The organism is Celeribacter baekdonensis (assembly GCF_003047105.1).
Lineage (GTDB): Bacteria > Pseudomonadota > Alphaproteobacteria > Rhodobacterales > Rhodobacteraceae > Celeribacter > Celeribacter baekdonensis_B.
The window spans coordinates 2,818,933-2,834,081 of the sequence record NZ_CP028475.1 but is presented as its reverse complement, the minus strand read 5'-3'; the positions used below and the strand labels follow the sequence as shown (position 1 = coordinate 2,834,081).

Below are 15,149 nucleotides of genomic sequence, written 5' to 3'. Positions count from 1 at the left end.
TCCGCCGCACCGTGCCACCCAGCTGAGTGTCAGCTACATGCGGCGCGAAGTCGACGGCAGGGGAATATCCGGCACTCGCTTTGTGGCCAACCCAAGTTGATACCCGTTGTAAGATAGGAATAGCCCCGAGACGCACAATCGGTCATGCGGCATCCAATCTGCGCATCAGAGCTTGTTCACCGACGTCTTCAGATCTCGTGCCCACCAATTATATGAAACGCCGTGGCGTTCCAGTTTGCGTGCAAAAAACCTTAAAAAAGACATCAGATCGGTGCGCCGGTCACACGTGTTTAGACGTCAGAAAAACTGCGGGAGGCGGATATATTTAAGGAAAGATTCAGCGCCATAAAGGCAGAGTTCAGTGAACTCGACAAAGGTGGTATTGGTCGGGCTGAGAGGATTCGAACCTCCGACCCCCTGCTCCCGAAGCAGGTGCGCTACCAGGCTGCGCTACAGCCCGACCGTGACGGGCGGGATATAGCGACTTGGTGGGATTTGCAAGGGCCAATTAGCGCTGTTTGACACGGCGAATAAAGGGAGAAATTCGAAAAGAGGCGGCCGAAGAGGCCCGCGAGCGGGTTCTGAGAACGGGCGTGTTTTCCGAATGCCCACCCCGTGATTCCCGGAACACGATATACAGGCCAGACAGGATGATGATCCCGGCCCCGATGACGGTTGGGGCGTCGACGGTTTCGCCAAAGATAAAGTAGCCGAAAATCGTGGCCCAGATGATTTGGGAATACTGCATTGGCGCCACGATCGCTGCCTCCGAGGCGCGATACGCGAGGATCAAAATCACCCCGCCGGTGAAGCCCAACAGCGACACCATGCCGACGCCGCCGAGGTCCAAAAGTGGCAGAGGTTTGTAGAAAAACGTCATCATGGCCCCCATGACCACGAAATTGGCAACCAGAGGATAGAGCATCAAAACGGCGGTGCGTTCTTCGCGTCCAACTTTACGCACCACGATGGAGGCAAATGCGCCGAAAAAGGCACAGGACAACGCCGCCATATGCCCGAGCGTGAACGCGGTTCCCCCTGGGCGCAACACCACCAGCACGCCGATCAACCCGGCAATGACAGCGGCCCATCGGTGGAATCCCACCTTTTCGCCAAGGATCGGGATCGACAAGATGGTGATGACGAGGGGGGTGGCAAAGATCAGGGCATAGACCTGCGCCAGTGGCAAAACGGAAAACGCATAAAAGGCGGCGACGGTGTTGATCATGGCCGCCAGCGTCCGAAGCAACGTCCACAACGGATAAACCGGGCGCAAATGCCCTTCGGTGCGGTCGCGGATCAGCATGAACATCACCAACGGGAAAGAGAACAGCGTTGAGAAAAAGATGATCTGAAACGGCGCATAGATGCCGCCCAAGAATTTGATCACCACGTCATGGGTGGAAAAAATGGCAAAGGCCGCAAGGGCGTAAAATGCACCTGTGATATTCATAAGATCATCCCGCTTGCTGTTTGCGCTATCAATAGGCCAGATTTCAAAACACACAAGGGCGCATCCCTTGTCACGACCATACACCGCCCCCACATGAGGCCGATGTATCGCACACATAAATCGGCAACCTGTTGTTACTGCGGCTCGAAAACCGTGCTGTCTTTCGGACAGGGTGCCCGTCATGAATTGCAATGTAAAGCCTGCGGCGCGCCCTTATCGCGGCTCAAGGCGCTGCGCACGGATCATGTCGAAGACCCGTTTATTGTCAGCGGAAAAAAGCGACCTTCTCCTGAGCGCGTGCCCAAAAAGAAGAAAAAGAAAAAACAAAAATCCATCGCGCATCGGTTGTTTGATGCAGCTGAGGATGTGTTTGATCTGTTTGATTAAACCGCTTCTGGTACCGCTTTGCGCACCTCACCTCACGATGATTTCCGTTTGAAGATCTTGTTCTTGAGCGCCGCAAAGCCGATGAACAAAAGCACCCAGCCCTTTTTCAAAAACACAAGTGCGACGGCCAAAAAGCCCGCTTTTGCCGCCACTTTACCGGCGATCAAACCGCCGATCCCAATCGCGGCAACCGTGTCGAGGGAGGGATCAAAATCGACGTAGCGCTGGCCAACCGTGAAATGGGTCATAGCAATCAGATCAGGTGCCGCCGCTTTGATACTGTCGATTTGATCCATCGACCCGATCACCGACATGACCAACACGCCTTTGCGCCCAAGGGCGCGAATGTCGTAATTGACGGTATGATCCTCGACCCCATCAAAGGACAATTCTCTCGCCCAATAGAGCTTTTTGCTTTCGGCGTCGTAATGCGGCGGCTCGGCCCAACCGACAAGATCGACCGTACCGTAGCCAAGCTCTTCTCGCTCCTTGTTGGCGGCAAGCGTATCCTTTTGCATATCGCTCAGCAACTCATCGTAATTGTAAGAGGCCGCATCTTCGTCAGAGACAAACCCGATCGGGTCATAGTTGAGCAACATGCCCCACGCGTCCCATTCCAGAGGCAGGTCCTCCGCCGGGAACACCATCCCCAAGGACAGGTCGCGCGGTGGATTGCCCCAAAGCTCCTCAAGCACATATTTTGTGTCTTCTGGACTGAAGTAGTAATACGCGTCCCCCAATTCCAAAACGGCTTGCGAACCGGGTAGCGTGATGGTGCCCGTTTGGTAATCCAGCCCCTTTTGCAGCGCCAACCAGTCCTGTTGCTCTTGGGTCAGGCCATCGAACTCAATCAGAGGGAACATCTCTTCAAGTGACTTGGCTTGCGCCATCGAACAAGACAGAAAAAGGATGCCACAGAGAGCGGAAATGCGTTTTAAATATCCCACAATATATCTCACAAAAATTTGATCTCGGGCGCAAAGCTAACATGAGATTCTCAAATTCATAGCCAAAGAGTGGCCATTTTCACAAAAAAGGGCGCCACATGGGCGCCCTCTCCGTCAGCGTTTTGAGCGCTTAAAGCGACGCGTTCAGTGCTTCGATGATCTTGTCGCCCATCTCAGAGGTGGTCACAGGCGTTGCGCCCTCTTCCCCCAAAAGATCGGCCGTGCGCACGCCATCGGCCAGTACTTTTTCAATCGCAGCTTCCAAGCGCGTGGCCTCAACGCCCTCATCAAAGGAATAGCGCAGCGCCATGGCGAAGGAGAGGATGCAGGCGATCGGGTTGGCTTTGCCTTGACCGGCGATGTCCGGCGCGGAGCCGTGCACCGGTTCGTACATGGCGCGCGGGCGGCCATTGGCCATCGGAGCGCCCAAGGAGGCGGAGGGCAACATGCCAAGAGAGCCGGTGAGCATCGCCGCGCAATCGGACAGGATGTCGCCAAACAAGTTATCTGTCACGATGACGTCGAACTGTTTCGGCGCCCGCACCAACTGCATCGCGCCATTGTCGGCGTACATGTGGCTGACCGCAACCTCGGGGTAATCTTTGGCCACCTCTTCGACGACTTCGCGCCAGAGAATGCCCGATTCCATGACGTTGGCTTTTTCCATCGAGCACAGTTTCTTGCCGCGCTTCATCGCCAATTCAAAAGCCGCAATCGCGACGCGACGGATTTCAGATTCGGTGTAGCGCTGGGTGTTGATGCCGACGCGCTCGTTGCCCTCGGTGATGATGCCACGCGGCTCGCCGAAATAGATGCCCGAGGTCAATTCGCGCACGATCATGATGTCGAGACCGGCAACGATGTCTTTTTTCAGCGAAGAGAAATCGGCCAGCGCGTCGAAACACTGCGCCGGGCGCAGGTTTGCAAACAGGTCCAATTCCTTGCGCAACCGCAACAACCCGCGTTCGGGTTTCACCGAGAAATCAAGCACATCGTATTTCGGACCACCCACGGCACCCAACAAAACGGCATCAACCTCGTGGGCCTTTGCCATGGTTTCATCGGCCAAAGGCACGCCATGTTTGTCATAGGCAGCGCCCCCCACGAGGTCCATCGAGACATCAAAGTTCAGGCCACGCTTGTCGCCGTACCAATCAATGATTTTGACGACTTCGGCCATCACTTCGGGGCCAATACCATCGCCGGGCAGAATGAGGAGAGAGGGCGTGCTCATGTCGCATCAAGTCCTTATTTTTAAAGTCGACCCGGCGTAACGGACCGCCGCGCTTACGTCAAGGAATCCGCGCAAGATCAACCCAGACAAGCCCATGGCGAAACGGGGTTTCCAAACCGTCCACGGGAGGCCACGCCACCCCCGCATCCATGACGGCCAGCTCTTTGGACGGCAGCACATAATCGACCCGCAAATTGCCCGGCACCGGATCGGTCCAGTTGGCGGTGTCCAGGGCCGGATCACCCAGATGATCGGGATTGGCGATCTCAGCGCCAAAATCAGAGCGCGGTTTGGGGTCTTGTAGGCGTGGATCGGACAGCAGCGCCACCATATCCACCCGCAGCCCATCACCATCGGAAGGATCAAGATTGCTATCCCCAAGGATCACAAAGGGCGCAGCGGGTGGTGGCAAGGCCAGCGCACCATCGAGATACAATTGCCAAAACCGGGTTTCGTCGGCGTTGCGGCGTCCGTTGCGATCTTCGTCACCATCAAACACCGGCGAGGTGGCGGCATAGGTGAAGAGATGCAACGGCGCACCATTCCAAAGCACGGGAATGTCCCAATGGGCATGAGAAGAGAGGCGCACAACGTCCAAATCTTTGGGCTGAAAATAGCCCTCAGGAAGGCGCGCGCGCGGTAGATCCCGCCACAGCATTTCGGAAAAATCGCGGATACCATCGACATCAATCGGCAAACGCGACAAAAATGCGATGCCGCCCTGCCCGGTGAATTCGCCATAAGACTGTGCATCTTCCGGTTCACCAAATCGCCCGTCTTTGTCCATGTCGATACCCGTTGATCGGCCGGAATTGCCGGAGCGGGTGAAAAGATACGGATAATCGAGATCGCGGGCGAATTGCGCCAAAGCGTGGCCATCAAGGTCAGTGTCAAATCCGACGAGCAGCAGGACATCTGGAGACAGGGCTTTGATGTGGGATTGGGCCGCAAGAATTTGGACGTCATCGCCTTTTAGGATGTCACGCAGCAAAACCCCCGGCCCGTTGCGCGTCAATTCAACGGTCCATGTTGCCACACGCAACCGATCTTGCGCCTGTCCCACAAAGGGCCAAACCACACAGCACAGGGCAAGGAAAAGGCGACAGATCACACCAATTGATGGTCGAAATCGGCCTGCGCGTAGGTCTGACGCCGCTTCTCGGCAATCATCGACGCCACACGCCCCATGGCGATGCCGCGCATGAACAAAGAGGATGGCAAAAACGCCCATGCGGCCACGGTCCAGATCAGGGATTGGTCGTTGGTGAAACTCAAACCACCGAACAGATTTGAGGCCGACTGTATCACGGCTGGGATCACGAAAGGCAACAGAAAGCCGATCACAATATTGATCCGAGCGTCACGTTTAAGGCGCGCAATCACGTCACCACCGGCGGTGGGATCGAAGGTGGGCAGGTTGATCCAGACGTTAAAAGAGCCAGATTTAGAGGGCCAATGACCCAGTCGCAAAAGGATCATAAAGACCGACAGCGCAACCAAGGAGATGAGATAGCTCAAGCCCGCAGCTTCGCGCATCATCTCAATCTCGCCCAAGGACGCGCCATCCGGCAAGGCAAGCAACATCAGCCGTACAGGAGAATACGGGAAGTCGAGCACATAGCCGATCAACGCGCCAACCGAGGTCACGAAGTCGGTGGCAATTGTCGGTTCGGATGTTCCGCGAAAAATGAGGGTCAGCAACAGAACGGTGAGAAACAGAGAGCCAAACCGCACGCGATTGAACGGCGGCGCATCGCGAAATTCGACAAGGCCCGGATAGGCGGAAACATATTCGAAAAACGTCAGAGCCGCGCCGAACAGCGCCACAAGCGCGACGACCTGTGCGCCATCAGCGGACACGTTTGGCAACAAAATAGACGGCGTTGTGATCAGTATGACCACCAACACCGCGCGCACAATCGCTCCTAGGATGCGATATATCACTGCCCATTTCCCTTCAAACTGGTCGAGTGCGATACGATGCCGCTCTCTTTTCCCATTTTGATCCTGCCAAATATGGCCGACTGCCTCAATCTTGCCCAACTTTTGCCTTCTTTCATTTGATCCAGCAAGGAATGGTTAAGGTTAATGGGGCAATTGGGGCCGTTTCGTGGACAAAGCGGTGCGATTTTACATCATTTTGAGCCGCCCTATGGGGCGCAAGCAAAGACGATACAATATGCTGTGTTCATGCTCAGACGTCTTTTCGCACCCTTGGTCTATTGCGCGACGTTGACCGAGCGCATGGAAATACTCGCGAATCCGTGATTTCATGCGTGTCTGAAATGGAAAGGGAGGGAGGAGAGCCATGCACCTTGCCATATCGCTTCATGACGCGGTCGATCTGATCCCGGATGGAGCCTCTGTGATGCTGTCTGGATTTATGGGTGTGGGCGTCCCCGATGGGATCGTGCGCGCCTTGGCCGAGGCTGGCAAAAAAGACCTGACCCTGATTTCAAATGACACGGCGCGGGACACCACCGGGCCGGGGCCGTTGTTTGCCGCGCACTGCGTCAAAAAACTGATTTGTAGCCATATGGGACTGAACACCATCGTTCAGGCACAATACGCCTCAGGTGAGTTGGAGGTGGAATTGGTGCCGCAGGGCACGTTGGTTGAACGCATCCGCGCGGCAGGCGTGGGTCTTGGCGGTATTTTGACACCGACAGGCGTTGGGACATTGGTGGCCGAGGGCAAACAGATCGTCACTCTTGAAGGCAAAGACTATTTGCTTGAGACGCCTCTCTCTGCTGATTTTGCACTGATCGCTGCGCGCTCCTGCGACTACGTCGGCAACCTGTCCTATATGCTGACCGCGACCAATTTTAACCCAATTATGGCGCTCGCGGGCCGCACCGTGATTTGCGAACCCGAAGAGATCGTCCCTGTGGGGGTGATCCCGCCCGATGCGGTCAAGACCCCCGGCATTCTCGTCGATCACGTCATCAGGTCTACGTCATAAGGAGGCATATCATGGACCCCAAAGCCCTTATCGCCCGCCGCGTGGCGCAGGAGATTAAGCCCAACACATTGGTGAACCTTGGCATCGGCATCCCCACGCTTGTGTCTGATTATCTCGACGAAGATATGGGCGTGTTTTTTCAGGCCGAAAATGGTGCGGTCGGGATGGGCCATCGCCCGCCCGAAGGCATGAGCGACCGCCACCTCACCGATGCGGGTGGCACATTCGTGTCCTTTGTGCCCGGCGCATCGACGATTGATTCCGCCTTTTCCTTTGGTCTGATCCGGGGCGGGCATCTTGATTTGACGGTGCTTGGCGCGCTTCAGGTCGATGAGGCCGGGCATCTTGCCAACTGGACCATCCCCGGCCAGTACACGCCCGGAATGGGCGGAGCGATGGATTTGGTCACGGGTGCGAAAAAGGTGATCATTGCGATGCAACACCGGGCCAAAGGCAAAGCCAAAATCGTGCGGGAATGCACCCTGCCACTGACCTCACAGCGTCGGGTCGATTTGATCGTCACCGAGCTTGGCGTGTTCAAACCCGAAGACGACGGGCTGCATCTGATTGAACGCGCGCCAAACGTGACGCTTGAGGCGATCCTCGCGATGACGGAGGCCAGACTCATTTACGACGCCGATGTGCCGGAAATGCATGTGGGGTGTTGAGGGTGGACTGGAGGTTTGGTCGATTTATCAAGGGGGCTTTTGCCCCCTTTCTCATGCTGGCATCTCCTTGCCGATTTCAGGCTTCAAACGCCGCCTATTTGCTAAAAATTGCCGAAAAATGCGCGGCATCTTGCGTGGCCATGGCAAGCTTGCGCGCAAAAATATTTCAATAGTTTGAAGCTGTTGCATCCTTTCCCCACAAACGTATCTCTCAGGGCAGCGGTTCAAAACCGTTTCAATTTGCCCGCAAACGTAACGCGGGTGCCACACAATGAAAGGACACATGACATGAAACGTATGGCTTTGACTTTTGGTGCGCTGACTCTGTGTGCAGCCCCGGCTTTCGCGCAGTCGTCTCTGGTGGATACTGACAAAAACGGCACCTACTCCATGAAGGAAATGGTGATGGCCTATCCCAACATGATGGAAGACACTTTCGCAGCAATCGACGCTGATGAGAGTGGGGAAGTGTCCATTGAAGAACTGGCTGCGGCACAAAACGAAGGTCTGCTTCCCCCGATGGAATAAGCACTCTGGGAACGGCGGCTCACAGGGGCCGCCGTTTCGTCAGGAACGATGGCTGCGCAGGAACAATCCAAACCCGATAAGACCCGCGCCATTCACCAAAAGCTCGATGCCAAGCAAAATCCCCAAAAGCGACAGCGACACGGCGGCAAAATTGGCAAAGATATAACCCGCCAACAGGACCGTCACAGCGCCCGACAAAAGCATCGCCCAGAAGAACCGCGTCTGTCGCATCTGCCATGACATCACCAACCGGATCACGCCGGACGCCATAAGAAAGGCCATGACCACCATGGTCAAAGACAGGGTGCCTTCGACCGGATTGGCGATAAAACTGACCCCGATCATCAGGCTGATCAGCCCCCAAAGCAGGCTAAAAATGCGGTGCCCACCGGCCTCGGCGGAAAATCCGGCCCAAAGTTGCGCGGCTCCGGTGACGGCAAACAGCGTGCCGAGAAGGATCGTGATGGCCAGTGAGGCAACCACGGCATTGCCCAGCGCCAAAACGCCGAACAGAAAGGTCAAAGCGCCGATGCCGACCCAAGTTTTCCAATTGATCATGACGTCCTCCATCGGATTGCGGATCTGAGCTTAAAGCGTCACGCCTTTCCCCTGTCTCAGGTTAATGGCGTGACGCTTTAGATATAAACACTCAGCGTAAAATTAAAACGGCGACCCAATGGGCCGCCGCTTCACATCTGTCGTGATGGTGCTGAAGTCGCGCTTAGACCCAAGGACGCTCTTGTTCCATTTTGGTCTCATAGGCGTCGATGTCTTTGACATTCGCCATGGTCAGGCCGATGTCATCGAGCCCTTCCAACAAGCAATGCTTTTTGAACGCATCCACTTCAAACGGGAACTCTTGGCCGTCCGAGGTGGTCACGGTCTGGGCTTCGAGATCGACGGTCATCCGTGCATTTGCGCCTTTTTCGGCATCAGACATCAACACATCCACAACCTCTTGTGGCATCACAATCGGGAGGATGCCGTTTTTAAAAGAGTTGTTGTAAAAAATGTCGGCGAAAGAGGTCGAGATGATGCATTTGATGCCAAAATCCGCCAAGGCCCACGGCGCATGTTCGCGCGAGGAACCACAACCAAAGTTGTCGCCCGCAACGATGACCTGAGCCTCACGATATTGCGGTTTGTTGAGCACGAAATCGGGGATTTCGTTGCGGTCATCGTCATAGCGCATCTCATCGAACAGGTTCACACCCAGACCAGAGCGCTTGATCGTTTTGAGAAAGTTTTTGGGAATGATCATATCGGTGTCGATATTTACAAGTGGCATAGGTGCCGCGATGCCCGTGATCTTTTCAAATTTTTCCATGTCCACGAATCCTTTCAGGTCGTTTCACGCGCGGACAATGTCTCGCGCAATTTTTTGAGTTTCCATTTGGGGCCACCGACCTCAAGGCAACGGTCAATGGCATAAAGAGCAAGACCCGGGCGGCGCTCGGCGCTTTTGTTGGCCAGGGTCAGCCAGTATATTTTGCTGTCACGCCGCCGCGCGCGCGCGGCTTTGCGGATGTCATTCACGGGCGGGCCGTCGTCGAACAGGCCGTTGAACAAAAGCGACAGAGATTTGCTGTCCAAAAGCCGCTGTGCCACTTGATGCGAAGCCAGCGGGATTTTGATCAGGGACCATGTATCATCAGTGTCAAACAGGGCGATTTGGTTGCGATCGGCATTGAGCGGATCATAAAACACAAGCTTTTGCGCCGTAGGAGATACATGGTCCTCCATCCGATGCACAAACCCGTCGATCCGTTTCGCCGCTTTGCTCCACCGTTTTTCCCAAGGCACAATCGCCCGGTCGATGGAATATTGCGGTGCCACGGCCAGAACCCGATCCGCAGCCAAAGCCCCTGACAATAAAAGCCCACCATAAGCACCCATTGAGGCCCCGTAGGTGACGACTTTGGTCTCTTTGGGGATAAAGGCACGGATCGCCTTGGCCACGTCAAAGACCTCATCATCCTGAAACCAATTGGACATCCGCGCCCGGACATAAACCACAGGCGTCCCGCGTTTGCGGAAAAACCTTTGACCAAAGCCCGATTCAGCAAAGCCATTGTCGGCCACCGCATGAGGCAGCGAGATCACAACACCTTTCGGCGTGAGAGTCTCGCCCTCATACCAAGCGTGATACTGGCCGCTGTTCCAAAGCCATTGCCGGATCAATGCGGTGTCCTCAAATGAAGACAACGCATCGGCACAGCGTTGACCCAGTGCCGCAAGCCCAGAGTCCGTCAGATGAATGCCGTCGGGACGATGCGCGAGATCGCGGGTTTCTACCGTTTTGAACGCGGTCAAGGCGGCGGACGCTGTTGTGTCGCGCACCAGATCAACGTGATCGCCCGGAGCTGAGATCAGCCCCGCGACAATCGGCAGATCGGGCACGCCGAGGTCTTGCCGCAAGCGCGCGACAAAGGCTTCGAACCGCGCCGCGTAGGCCTTTGCATCCTCAATATCCAAGGCATCACTTTCGCCCTGCATCCACACCAAACCCCGCAACCGCACTGGTTCCGTGGCCATTGCAGCACGCACCTCAGACACCAAACGTTGGTAGAGCGGCCCCCGCGCCCCTCGGCAGACCAGCCGCGGGACAGGTAAGATCCACCCTTGGCCAGTTTGACGATGGACAACGGTCCTCCGGTCTGGTCCTGCCACTGCCGTGCAAAGCTCAGTTCGGGACCGAAACCCCGTTTCTGATAGCCCGCATCGACCGCCAGAGGCACCCAAGCCCCATCAGCCCAAATCCGCGCACCCTCGATCAGACCCCGCTCTGTGTCAGCGAGATCGTCCACACCAACCTTGTGGCCAGCCATGTTGCTTTGGCCAGCCATCAAGATCAGATCAGAGGGTGCCTGTTGCGCCATGTCCGTGGCCCAAGCTGTTTAGAGCATCTCGCGCACGTCGGTCAGATGACCGGTGAGCGCCGCCGCCGCCGCCATGGCCGGAGACATCAGGTGGGTGCGTCCGCCCCGCCCTTGCCGCCCTTCAAAGTTGCGGTTCGAAGTCGCTGCACAGCGCTCGCCCGGCGCAAGTTGATCCGGGTTCATCGCCAAACACATGGAACACCCGGCCAAACGCCATTCAAAGCCCGCTTCGATAAAGATGTCGGCCAAACCCTCTTCTTCGGCTTGTGCGCGCACAAGGCCCGACCCCGGAACGATCATCGCCCGCATGCCGTCTTTGACCTTTTTGCCTTTGAGGATCGCGGCGGCTGCACGCAAATCTTCAATCCGACCGTTGGTGCAAGACCCGATAAAGACGGTGTCGATTTTGATATCGGTCAGTTTCTGGCCCGGCTCGATGCCCATATATTCCAACGCGCGTTTGACCGCTTCGACCTTGCCGCCTTTGAAATCTTCGGGCGACGGCACGACTGCGGAGATCGGCAGCACGTCTTCGGGTGAGGTGCCCCAGGTCACAACCGGCTGAATGTCTTCGCCTTTCAGCGTCACAACCTTGTCAAAATGCGCGCCTTCGTCGGTGTAGAGCGTCTTCCACCAATTCAGAGCCGCTTCCCACTGTGCGCCTTTGGGGGCATGCGGGCGGCCTTTGACATAGTCAAATGTGGTCTCGTCCGGTGCGATCAGACCCGCACGTGCGCCGCCCTCAATCGCCATGTTACAGACGGTCATACGGCCTTCCATCGACAGATCGCGGATCGCTTCGCCGCAATACTCAATCACATAGCCCGTGCCGCCGCCGGTGCCGGTTTCACCGATCACCGCCAAGGTGATGTCTTTCGCGGTCACGCCGGGCTTTAACTTGCCGGTGATTTCGACCTTCATGTTTTTGCCCTTACGCTGGATCAGCGTTTGGGTGGCCAACACATGTTCGACCTCGGACGTGCCGATCCCGTGAGCCAGCGCGCCGAACGCACCGTGGGTGGCGGTGTGGCTGTCGCCGCACACCACGGTCATGCCGGGCAAAGTCCAGCCCTGTTCCGGGCCAACGATGTGCACGATGCCCTGACGGACGTCCGACACCGGATAGTAATGCACGCCGAATTCTTTGGCGTTGGTGTCGAGCGCCTCAAGTTGGATACGGCTCTCTTCGTTGGCGATGATGCCAGACACGCGGTCCAAGGTGGTCGGCACGTTGTGATCCGGCACGGCAATGGTTTTTTCCGGCGCACGCACTTTGCGGCCCGTCATGCGCAGACCTTCAAAGGCCTGCGGCGACGTCACTTCGTGAACGAGGTGGCGGTCGATGTACAACAAACAGGTGCCATCTGCGTCCTCGTGGGCCACATGGGCGTCCCAGATTTTATCATAGAGTGTCTTCGGGGCGGTCATTTCGCTCTCCCGTGGATATGTGAGTGAATTTTAGGAATTATGGGTGGCGTGCGGACACACCTGTCCAGGCCGCATCAAAGTCGGGCAAGGACTGAGCACATCGCTCCGAAGAAGCGCCAGGGCAACCAGGCCCGATCAGCGATTTCAAACATACGTTCCATGCGGTTCACATATAGGTTGGCAGTGAGTCCCGCAAGGGAGTTGACGCGTTGGGTGCCTTGCCGTGCTTGCGCGGCAATAGCTCTCCGTGCCAAGCTGATCCAAAGACCAAAGGACCGCGCGTGGAACCGACCCAGATCACAGAGCTCTTGAACCAAACCGGCGGCGATATTCTTGGGTTTGCCCAAGGCCTGCTCAGACGGTGGAACCTCTATCAGATCGGCATCACCCTTGTAACGCTCGCTGGCGCGATCTTGATCGGGCGGATTCTCAGTGCCCGGATGCGCAATTGGATGCGCAGCCTAGAAGGGCGGCCAAAATGGCAATTGCGATTGCTTTTGGCGATGGAAAAGCGGCTGCCTTTATTGGTTTGGGCGCTGCTCCTCTGGGCCGTTTACCTTGTGATGCACCAAATCACATGGCCATCGCGCTCCTATTTGATTGCCATCATCGCGCGGGTGGTCTCGGCGTGGTTTGCGGTGGAATTCGTGGTGCAACTGGTCCGCAACCGCTCGTTGCGCCGCACCGTGCGTTGGGGGCTTTGGGCCTATGTGACGCTCTATTTCTTTGGCGGACTGGACTGGGCCGCATCGTTTTTAGACAGCATCGCGGTGCAGTTTGGCACATTTCGCCTCTCCGCCCTCTCGTTGTTAAAAGCTTTGGTGGTGACCGGTCTTTTGGTCACCTTTGCTCGGATCACCGCCCGCCAAACCTCGACCCGAATCCGGCGCAACGAAGACATTTCACCCTCGATGCGCGAGTTGATCATCAAAGGCGTGCAAGTGTCTCTTTATGGCGCTGCGTTTTTTATTGGGTTGAAAGCGGTCGGGTTTGACCTGACCGGGCTTGCGGTTTTGTCCGGTGCGATCGGCGTGGGGCTTGGCTTTGGTTTGCAAAAGGTGGTGTCAAATCTCGTATCTGGCGTGATTATCCTGTTGGACAAGTCGATCAAACCCGGCGATGTGATTTCACTCGGGGACACTTTTGGTTGGATCAACACGCTGGGCGCGCGCTATGCCTCGATCACCACGCGCGATGGCAAAGAATTTTTGATCCCAAACGAAGATCTGATCACCGGGCAGGTGGTCAACTGGTCACACACAAACGATTTTGTGCGTTTGGACATCTATTTTGGCACCGCTTATGGCGACGATCCACACCAAGTCCGCCAGATCGCAATTGACGCCGCCAAAGCCGTCAAACGGGTCCTGACGACCAAGCCGCCCGTCTGTCATATCGTTGGTTTTGGCGACAACTCAGTGGATTACATCCTGCGGTTTTGGATCACGGACCCGACGGGCGGGCTGACCAATGTGCGCGGCGACGTCTATCTTTCGCTGTGGGATGCGTTCAAAGCCAATGGCATTTCCATCCCCTTCCCACAACGCGAAGTGCGTGTGTTGGAGGGCTCTCAGCTTGTCACAAAAGGGGTTGATTGATCGACGCGCAGGGTACATTGAGATTTACCTCTACTGATGTTATATTGAATATATGCCCAGCGCCGGGGCATGACGGCGCGCTTTGATAGGAGGACTATGTCCTGTCTCTACCTCAGACCGCAGCCCTTGACGCTGCACATTCGGAGATGCCCATGACAAGCGCAGCCTCTGAAAAATTTGGTGGCCAGAAATTGTTGAATTTCATCACCGACTTTCTTGACCAAGACAAAGCCGAAGACATCGTCACCATCAGCTTGCAAGGCAAGTCTGAGATGGCGGATTATATGGTGATTTGCTCCGGTCGCTCGACCCGTCAGGTTTCGGCCACCGCCGAAAAACTCTCTGCGGCGCTGAAAGTGGAACATGAAGTGTTTTCGCGCATCGAAGGCAAAGATCAGGGCGATTGGGTTTTGATTGATGCTGGCGATGTGATTGTTCACATTTTCCGTCCCGAAGTCCGCGAGTTCTACCAGCTCGAAAAAATGTGGATGTCGGCAGAAGACTCCCGCGCTGCGTCGACGTCCAAACCGACCGAGAGCTGATGAAAGTTCATATCATCGCCGTGGGCCGGCTACGTGCCGGTCCTGAGGCGGCGTTGATTGACGATTACACCACCCGGTTTAACCGCACCGGACGCGCGCTTGGCCTTGGGCCTTTGACCCTCTCTGAGGTTGAGGACAAAAAGGGCGGCGGCATGAAAGCGGAAGCGGCGCTTTTGGAACGCGCCCTGCCGAAAGGCACAGTGATCGTGACCATGGATGAGCGCGGCAAACTCCTTTCCTCCCCCGACTTTGCCGATAAATTAGCAGGCTGGCGCGATGCCGGGCGCTCTGATGTGGCCTTTATCATTGGCGGGGCCGATGGGATTGACCCCGCCTTGCGCGCACAGGCGGATTTCTCCGTATCTTTGGGCAAAATGGTCTGGCCGCATATGCTGGTGCGCGCCATGTTGACCGAACAGCTCTACCGCGCTGCCTCTATTCTGGCCGGATCGCCCTATCACCGCGAATGATCCAAGTATTTTTACGGCAATGACCCCTTGGGTGGTTCAACAAAGGGCAACGG

Annotated in this window: 16 protein-coding genes, 1 tRNA gene and 1 pseudogene; 7 read left to right on the top strand and 11 right to left on the bottom strand. The window is 56.3% G+C overall.

Features of this window, described 5'->3' with window-relative positions; all coding sequences use genetic code 11:
- Positions 1 to 383: 383 nt before the first annotated feature.
- Positions 384 to 460: transfer RNA gene (locus tag DA792_RS17545), tRNA-Pro, on the bottom strand.
- A 48-nt stretch (positions 461 to 508) separates the two neighbouring features.
- Positions 509 to 1,453: a DMT family transporter gene (locus DA792_RS17540; RefSeq protein WP_199908085.1), complete on the bottom strand. Its 945-nt coding sequence runs from the start codon at positions 1,451 to 1,453 to the stop codon at positions 509 to 511.
- A gap of 102 nt (positions 1,454 to 1,555) precedes the next feature.
- Between DA792_RS17540 and DA792_RS17535 the strand changes: the two genes are divergently transcribed.
- Positions 1,556 to 1,840 (top strand): hypothetical protein, encoded by a 285-nt coding sequence (locus tag DA792_RS17535; RefSeq protein ID WP_107721565.1) that lies wholly within the window; start codon positions 1,556 to 1,558, stop codon positions 1,838 to 1,840.
- 32 nt (positions 1,841 to 1,872) lie between these two features.
- On the opposite strand, the gene DA792_RS17530 is transcribed toward DA792_RS17535, so the two are convergent.
- The 4 genes from DA792_RS17530 to DA792_RS17515 form a co-directional block, all read right to left on the bottom strand.
- A complete protein-coding gene (locus tag DA792_RS17530; RefSeq protein ID WP_159075316.1) occupies positions 1,873 to 2,703 on the bottom strand; it encodes a DUF2167 domain-containing protein in 831 nt (276 codons plus the stop codon).
- A gap of 214 nt (positions 2,704 to 2,917) precedes the next feature.
- Positions 2,918 to 4,021, bottom strand: coding sequence for a 3-isopropylmalate dehydrogenase (gene leuB, locus DA792_RS17525; protein WP_107721561.1), 1,104 nt, complete (start codon positions 4,019 to 4,021; stop codon positions 2,918 to 2,920).
- 58 nt (positions 4,022 to 4,079) lie between these two features.
- On the bottom strand, positions 4,080 to 5,084 hold the full coding sequence (locus DA792_RS17520; RefSeq protein ID WP_199908208.1) for an endonuclease/exonuclease/phosphatase family protein: 1,005 nt from the start codon (positions 5,082 to 5,084) through the stop codon (positions 4,080 to 4,082).
- A 44-nt stretch (positions 5,085 to 5,128) separates the two neighbouring features.
- Positions 5,129 to 5,965, bottom strand: coding sequence for a hypothetical protein (locus DA792_RS17515; RefSeq protein ID WP_107722757.1), 837 nt, complete (start codon positions 5,963 to 5,965; stop codon positions 5,129 to 5,131).
- Between the two features lie 364 nt (positions 5,966 to 6,329).
- Here DA792_RS17515 and DA792_RS17505 point away from each other — a divergent pair, with 364 nt between their 5' ends.
- From DA792_RS17505 to DA792_RS17490, 3 genes are all read left to right on the top strand, one after another.
- Positions 6,330 to 6,983: a CoA transferase subunit A gene (locus DA792_RS17505; protein WP_107721557.1), complete on the top strand. Its 654-nt coding sequence runs from the start codon at positions 6,330 to 6,332 to the stop codon at positions 6,981 to 6,983.
- 11 nt (positions 6,984 to 6,994) lie between these two features.
- Positions 6,995 to 7,651: a 3-oxoacid CoA-transferase subunit B gene (locus DA792_RS17500; protein WP_107721555.1), complete on the top strand. Its 657-nt coding sequence runs from the start codon at positions 6,995 to 6,997 to the stop codon at positions 7,649 to 7,651.
- A gap of 288 nt (positions 7,652 to 7,939) precedes the next feature.
- The gene (locus DA792_RS17490; RefSeq protein WP_107721551.1) at positions 7,940 to 8,179 is read left to right on the top strand and encodes a calcium-binding protein; all 240 of its coding nucleotides are present in this window, start codon (positions 7,940 to 7,942) and stop codon (positions 8,177 to 8,179) included.
- A 39-nt stretch (positions 8,180 to 8,218) separates the two neighbouring features.
- Here DA792_RS17490 and DA792_RS17485 read toward each other — a convergent pair whose 3' ends face one another.
- From DA792_RS17485 to leuC, 5 genes and pseudogenes are all read right to left on the bottom strand, one after another.
- Positions 8,219 to 8,737 carry an HdeD family acid-resistance protein gene (locus DA792_RS17485; protein WP_107722756.1) on the bottom strand — a complete coding sequence of 173 codons (519 nt, stop codon included), beginning with the start codon at positions 8,735 to 8,737 and terminating at the stop codon, positions 8,219 to 8,221.
- Between the two features lie 163 nt (positions 8,738 to 8,900).
- Positions 8,901 to 9,506, bottom strand: a complete 606-nt coding sequence (gene leuD / locus DA792_RS17480) for a 3-isopropylmalate dehydratase small subunit (protein WP_107721549.1) — start codon at positions 9,504 to 9,506, stop codon at positions 8,901 to 8,903.
- Positions 9,507 to 9,520: 14 nt separating this feature from the next.
- Positions 9,521 to 10,849 carry a sialate O-acetylesterase gene (locus DA792_RS17475; protein ID WP_302665960.1) on the bottom strand — a complete coding sequence of 443 codons (1,329 nt, stop codon included), beginning with the start codon at positions 10,847 to 10,849 and terminating at the stop codon, positions 9,521 to 9,523.
- Positions 10,777 to 11,058: pseudogene (locus DA792_RS23325) on the bottom strand (sialate O-acetylesterase); the annotation flags it as partial. The gene DA792_RS17475 and the pseudogene DA792_RS23325, both read right to left, overlap by 73 nt.
- 18 nt (positions 11,059 to 11,076) lie before the next feature.
- On the bottom strand, positions 11,077 to 12,486 hold the full coding sequence (gene leuC / locus DA792_RS17465; protein ID WP_107721544.1) for a 3-isopropylmalate dehydratase large subunit: 1,410 nt from the start codon (positions 12,484 to 12,486) through the stop codon (positions 11,077 to 11,079).
- 281 nt (positions 12,487 to 12,767) lie between these two features.
- Between leuC and DA792_RS17460 the strand changes: the two genes are divergently transcribed.
- The 3 genes from DA792_RS17460 (at position 12,768) to rlmH (ending at position 15,096) form a co-directional block, all read left to right on the top strand.
- Positions 12,768 to 14,084, top strand: coding sequence for a mechanosensitive ion channel family protein (locus DA792_RS17460; RefSeq protein ID WP_107721542.1), 1,317 nt, complete (start codon positions 12,768 to 12,770; stop codon positions 14,082 to 14,084).
- Between the two features lie 152 nt (positions 14,085 to 14,236).
- Positions 14,237 to 14,626 carry a ribosome silencing factor gene (rsfS, locus tag DA792_RS17455; protein WP_107721540.1) on the top strand — a complete coding sequence of 130 codons (390 nt, stop codon included), beginning with the start codon at positions 14,237 to 14,239 and terminating at the stop codon, positions 14,624 to 14,626.
- Positions 14,626 to 15,096, top strand: coding sequence for a 23S rRNA (pseudouridine(1915)-N(3))-methyltransferase RlmH (gene rlmH, locus DA792_RS17450; RefSeq protein WP_107721538.1), 471 nt, complete (start codon positions 14,626 to 14,628; stop codon positions 15,094 to 15,096). The genes rsfS and rlmH overlap by 1 nt, the downstream gene beginning before the upstream one ends.
- The last annotated feature ends 53 nt before the right edge of the window (positions 15,097 to 15,149 follow it).

Bases quoted from the DNA above. Each gene is read 5' to 3' on its own strand.
- rsfS (WP_107721540.1), top strand. From the start codon at position 14,237: ATGACAAGCGCAGCCTCTGAAAAATTTGGTGGCCAGAAATTGTTGAAT.
- leuD (WP_107721549.1), bottom strand. From the start codon at position 9,506: ATGGAAAAATTTGAAAAGATCACGGGCATCGCGGCACCTATGCCACTT.
- DA792_RS17485 (WP_107722756.1), bottom strand. From the start codon at position 8,737: ATGATCAATTGGAAAACTTGGGTCGGCATCGGCGCTTTGACCTTTCTG.
- rlmH (WP_107721538.1), top strand. From the start codon at position 14,626: ATGAAAGTTCATATCATCGCCGTGGGCCGGCTACGTGCCGGTCCTGAG.
- DA792_RS17490 (WP_107721551.1), top strand. From the start codon at position 7,940: ATGAAACGTATGGCTTTGACTTTTGGTGCGCTGACTCTGTGTGCAGCC.
- leuB (WP_107721561.1), bottom strand. From the start codon at position 4,021: ATGAGCACGCCCTCTCTCCTCATTCTGCCCGGCGATGGTATTGGCCCC.
- DA792_RS17505 (WP_107721557.1), top strand. From the start codon at position 6,330: ATGCACCTTGCCATATCGCTTCATGACGCGGTCGATCTGATCCCGGAT.
- DA792_RS17535 (WP_107721565.1), top strand. From the start codon at position 1,556: ATGTATCGCACACATAAATCGGCAACCTGTTGTTACTGCGGCTCGAAA.
- DA792_RS17500 (WP_107721555.1), top strand. From the start codon at position 6,995: ATGGACCCCAAAGCCCTTATCGCCCGCCGCGTGGCGCAGGAGATTAAG.
- leuC (WP_107721544.1), bottom strand. From the start codon at position 12,486: ATGACCGCCCCGAAGACACTCTATGATAAAATCTGGGACGCCCATGTG.
- DA792_RS17530 (WP_159075316.1), bottom strand. From the start codon at position 2,703: ATGTTCCCTCTGATTGAGTTCGATGGCCTGACCCAAGAGCAACAGGAC.
- DA792_RS17540 (WP_199908085.1), bottom strand. From the start codon at position 1,453: ATGAATATCACAGGTGCATTTTACGCCCTTGCGGCCTTTGCCATTTTT.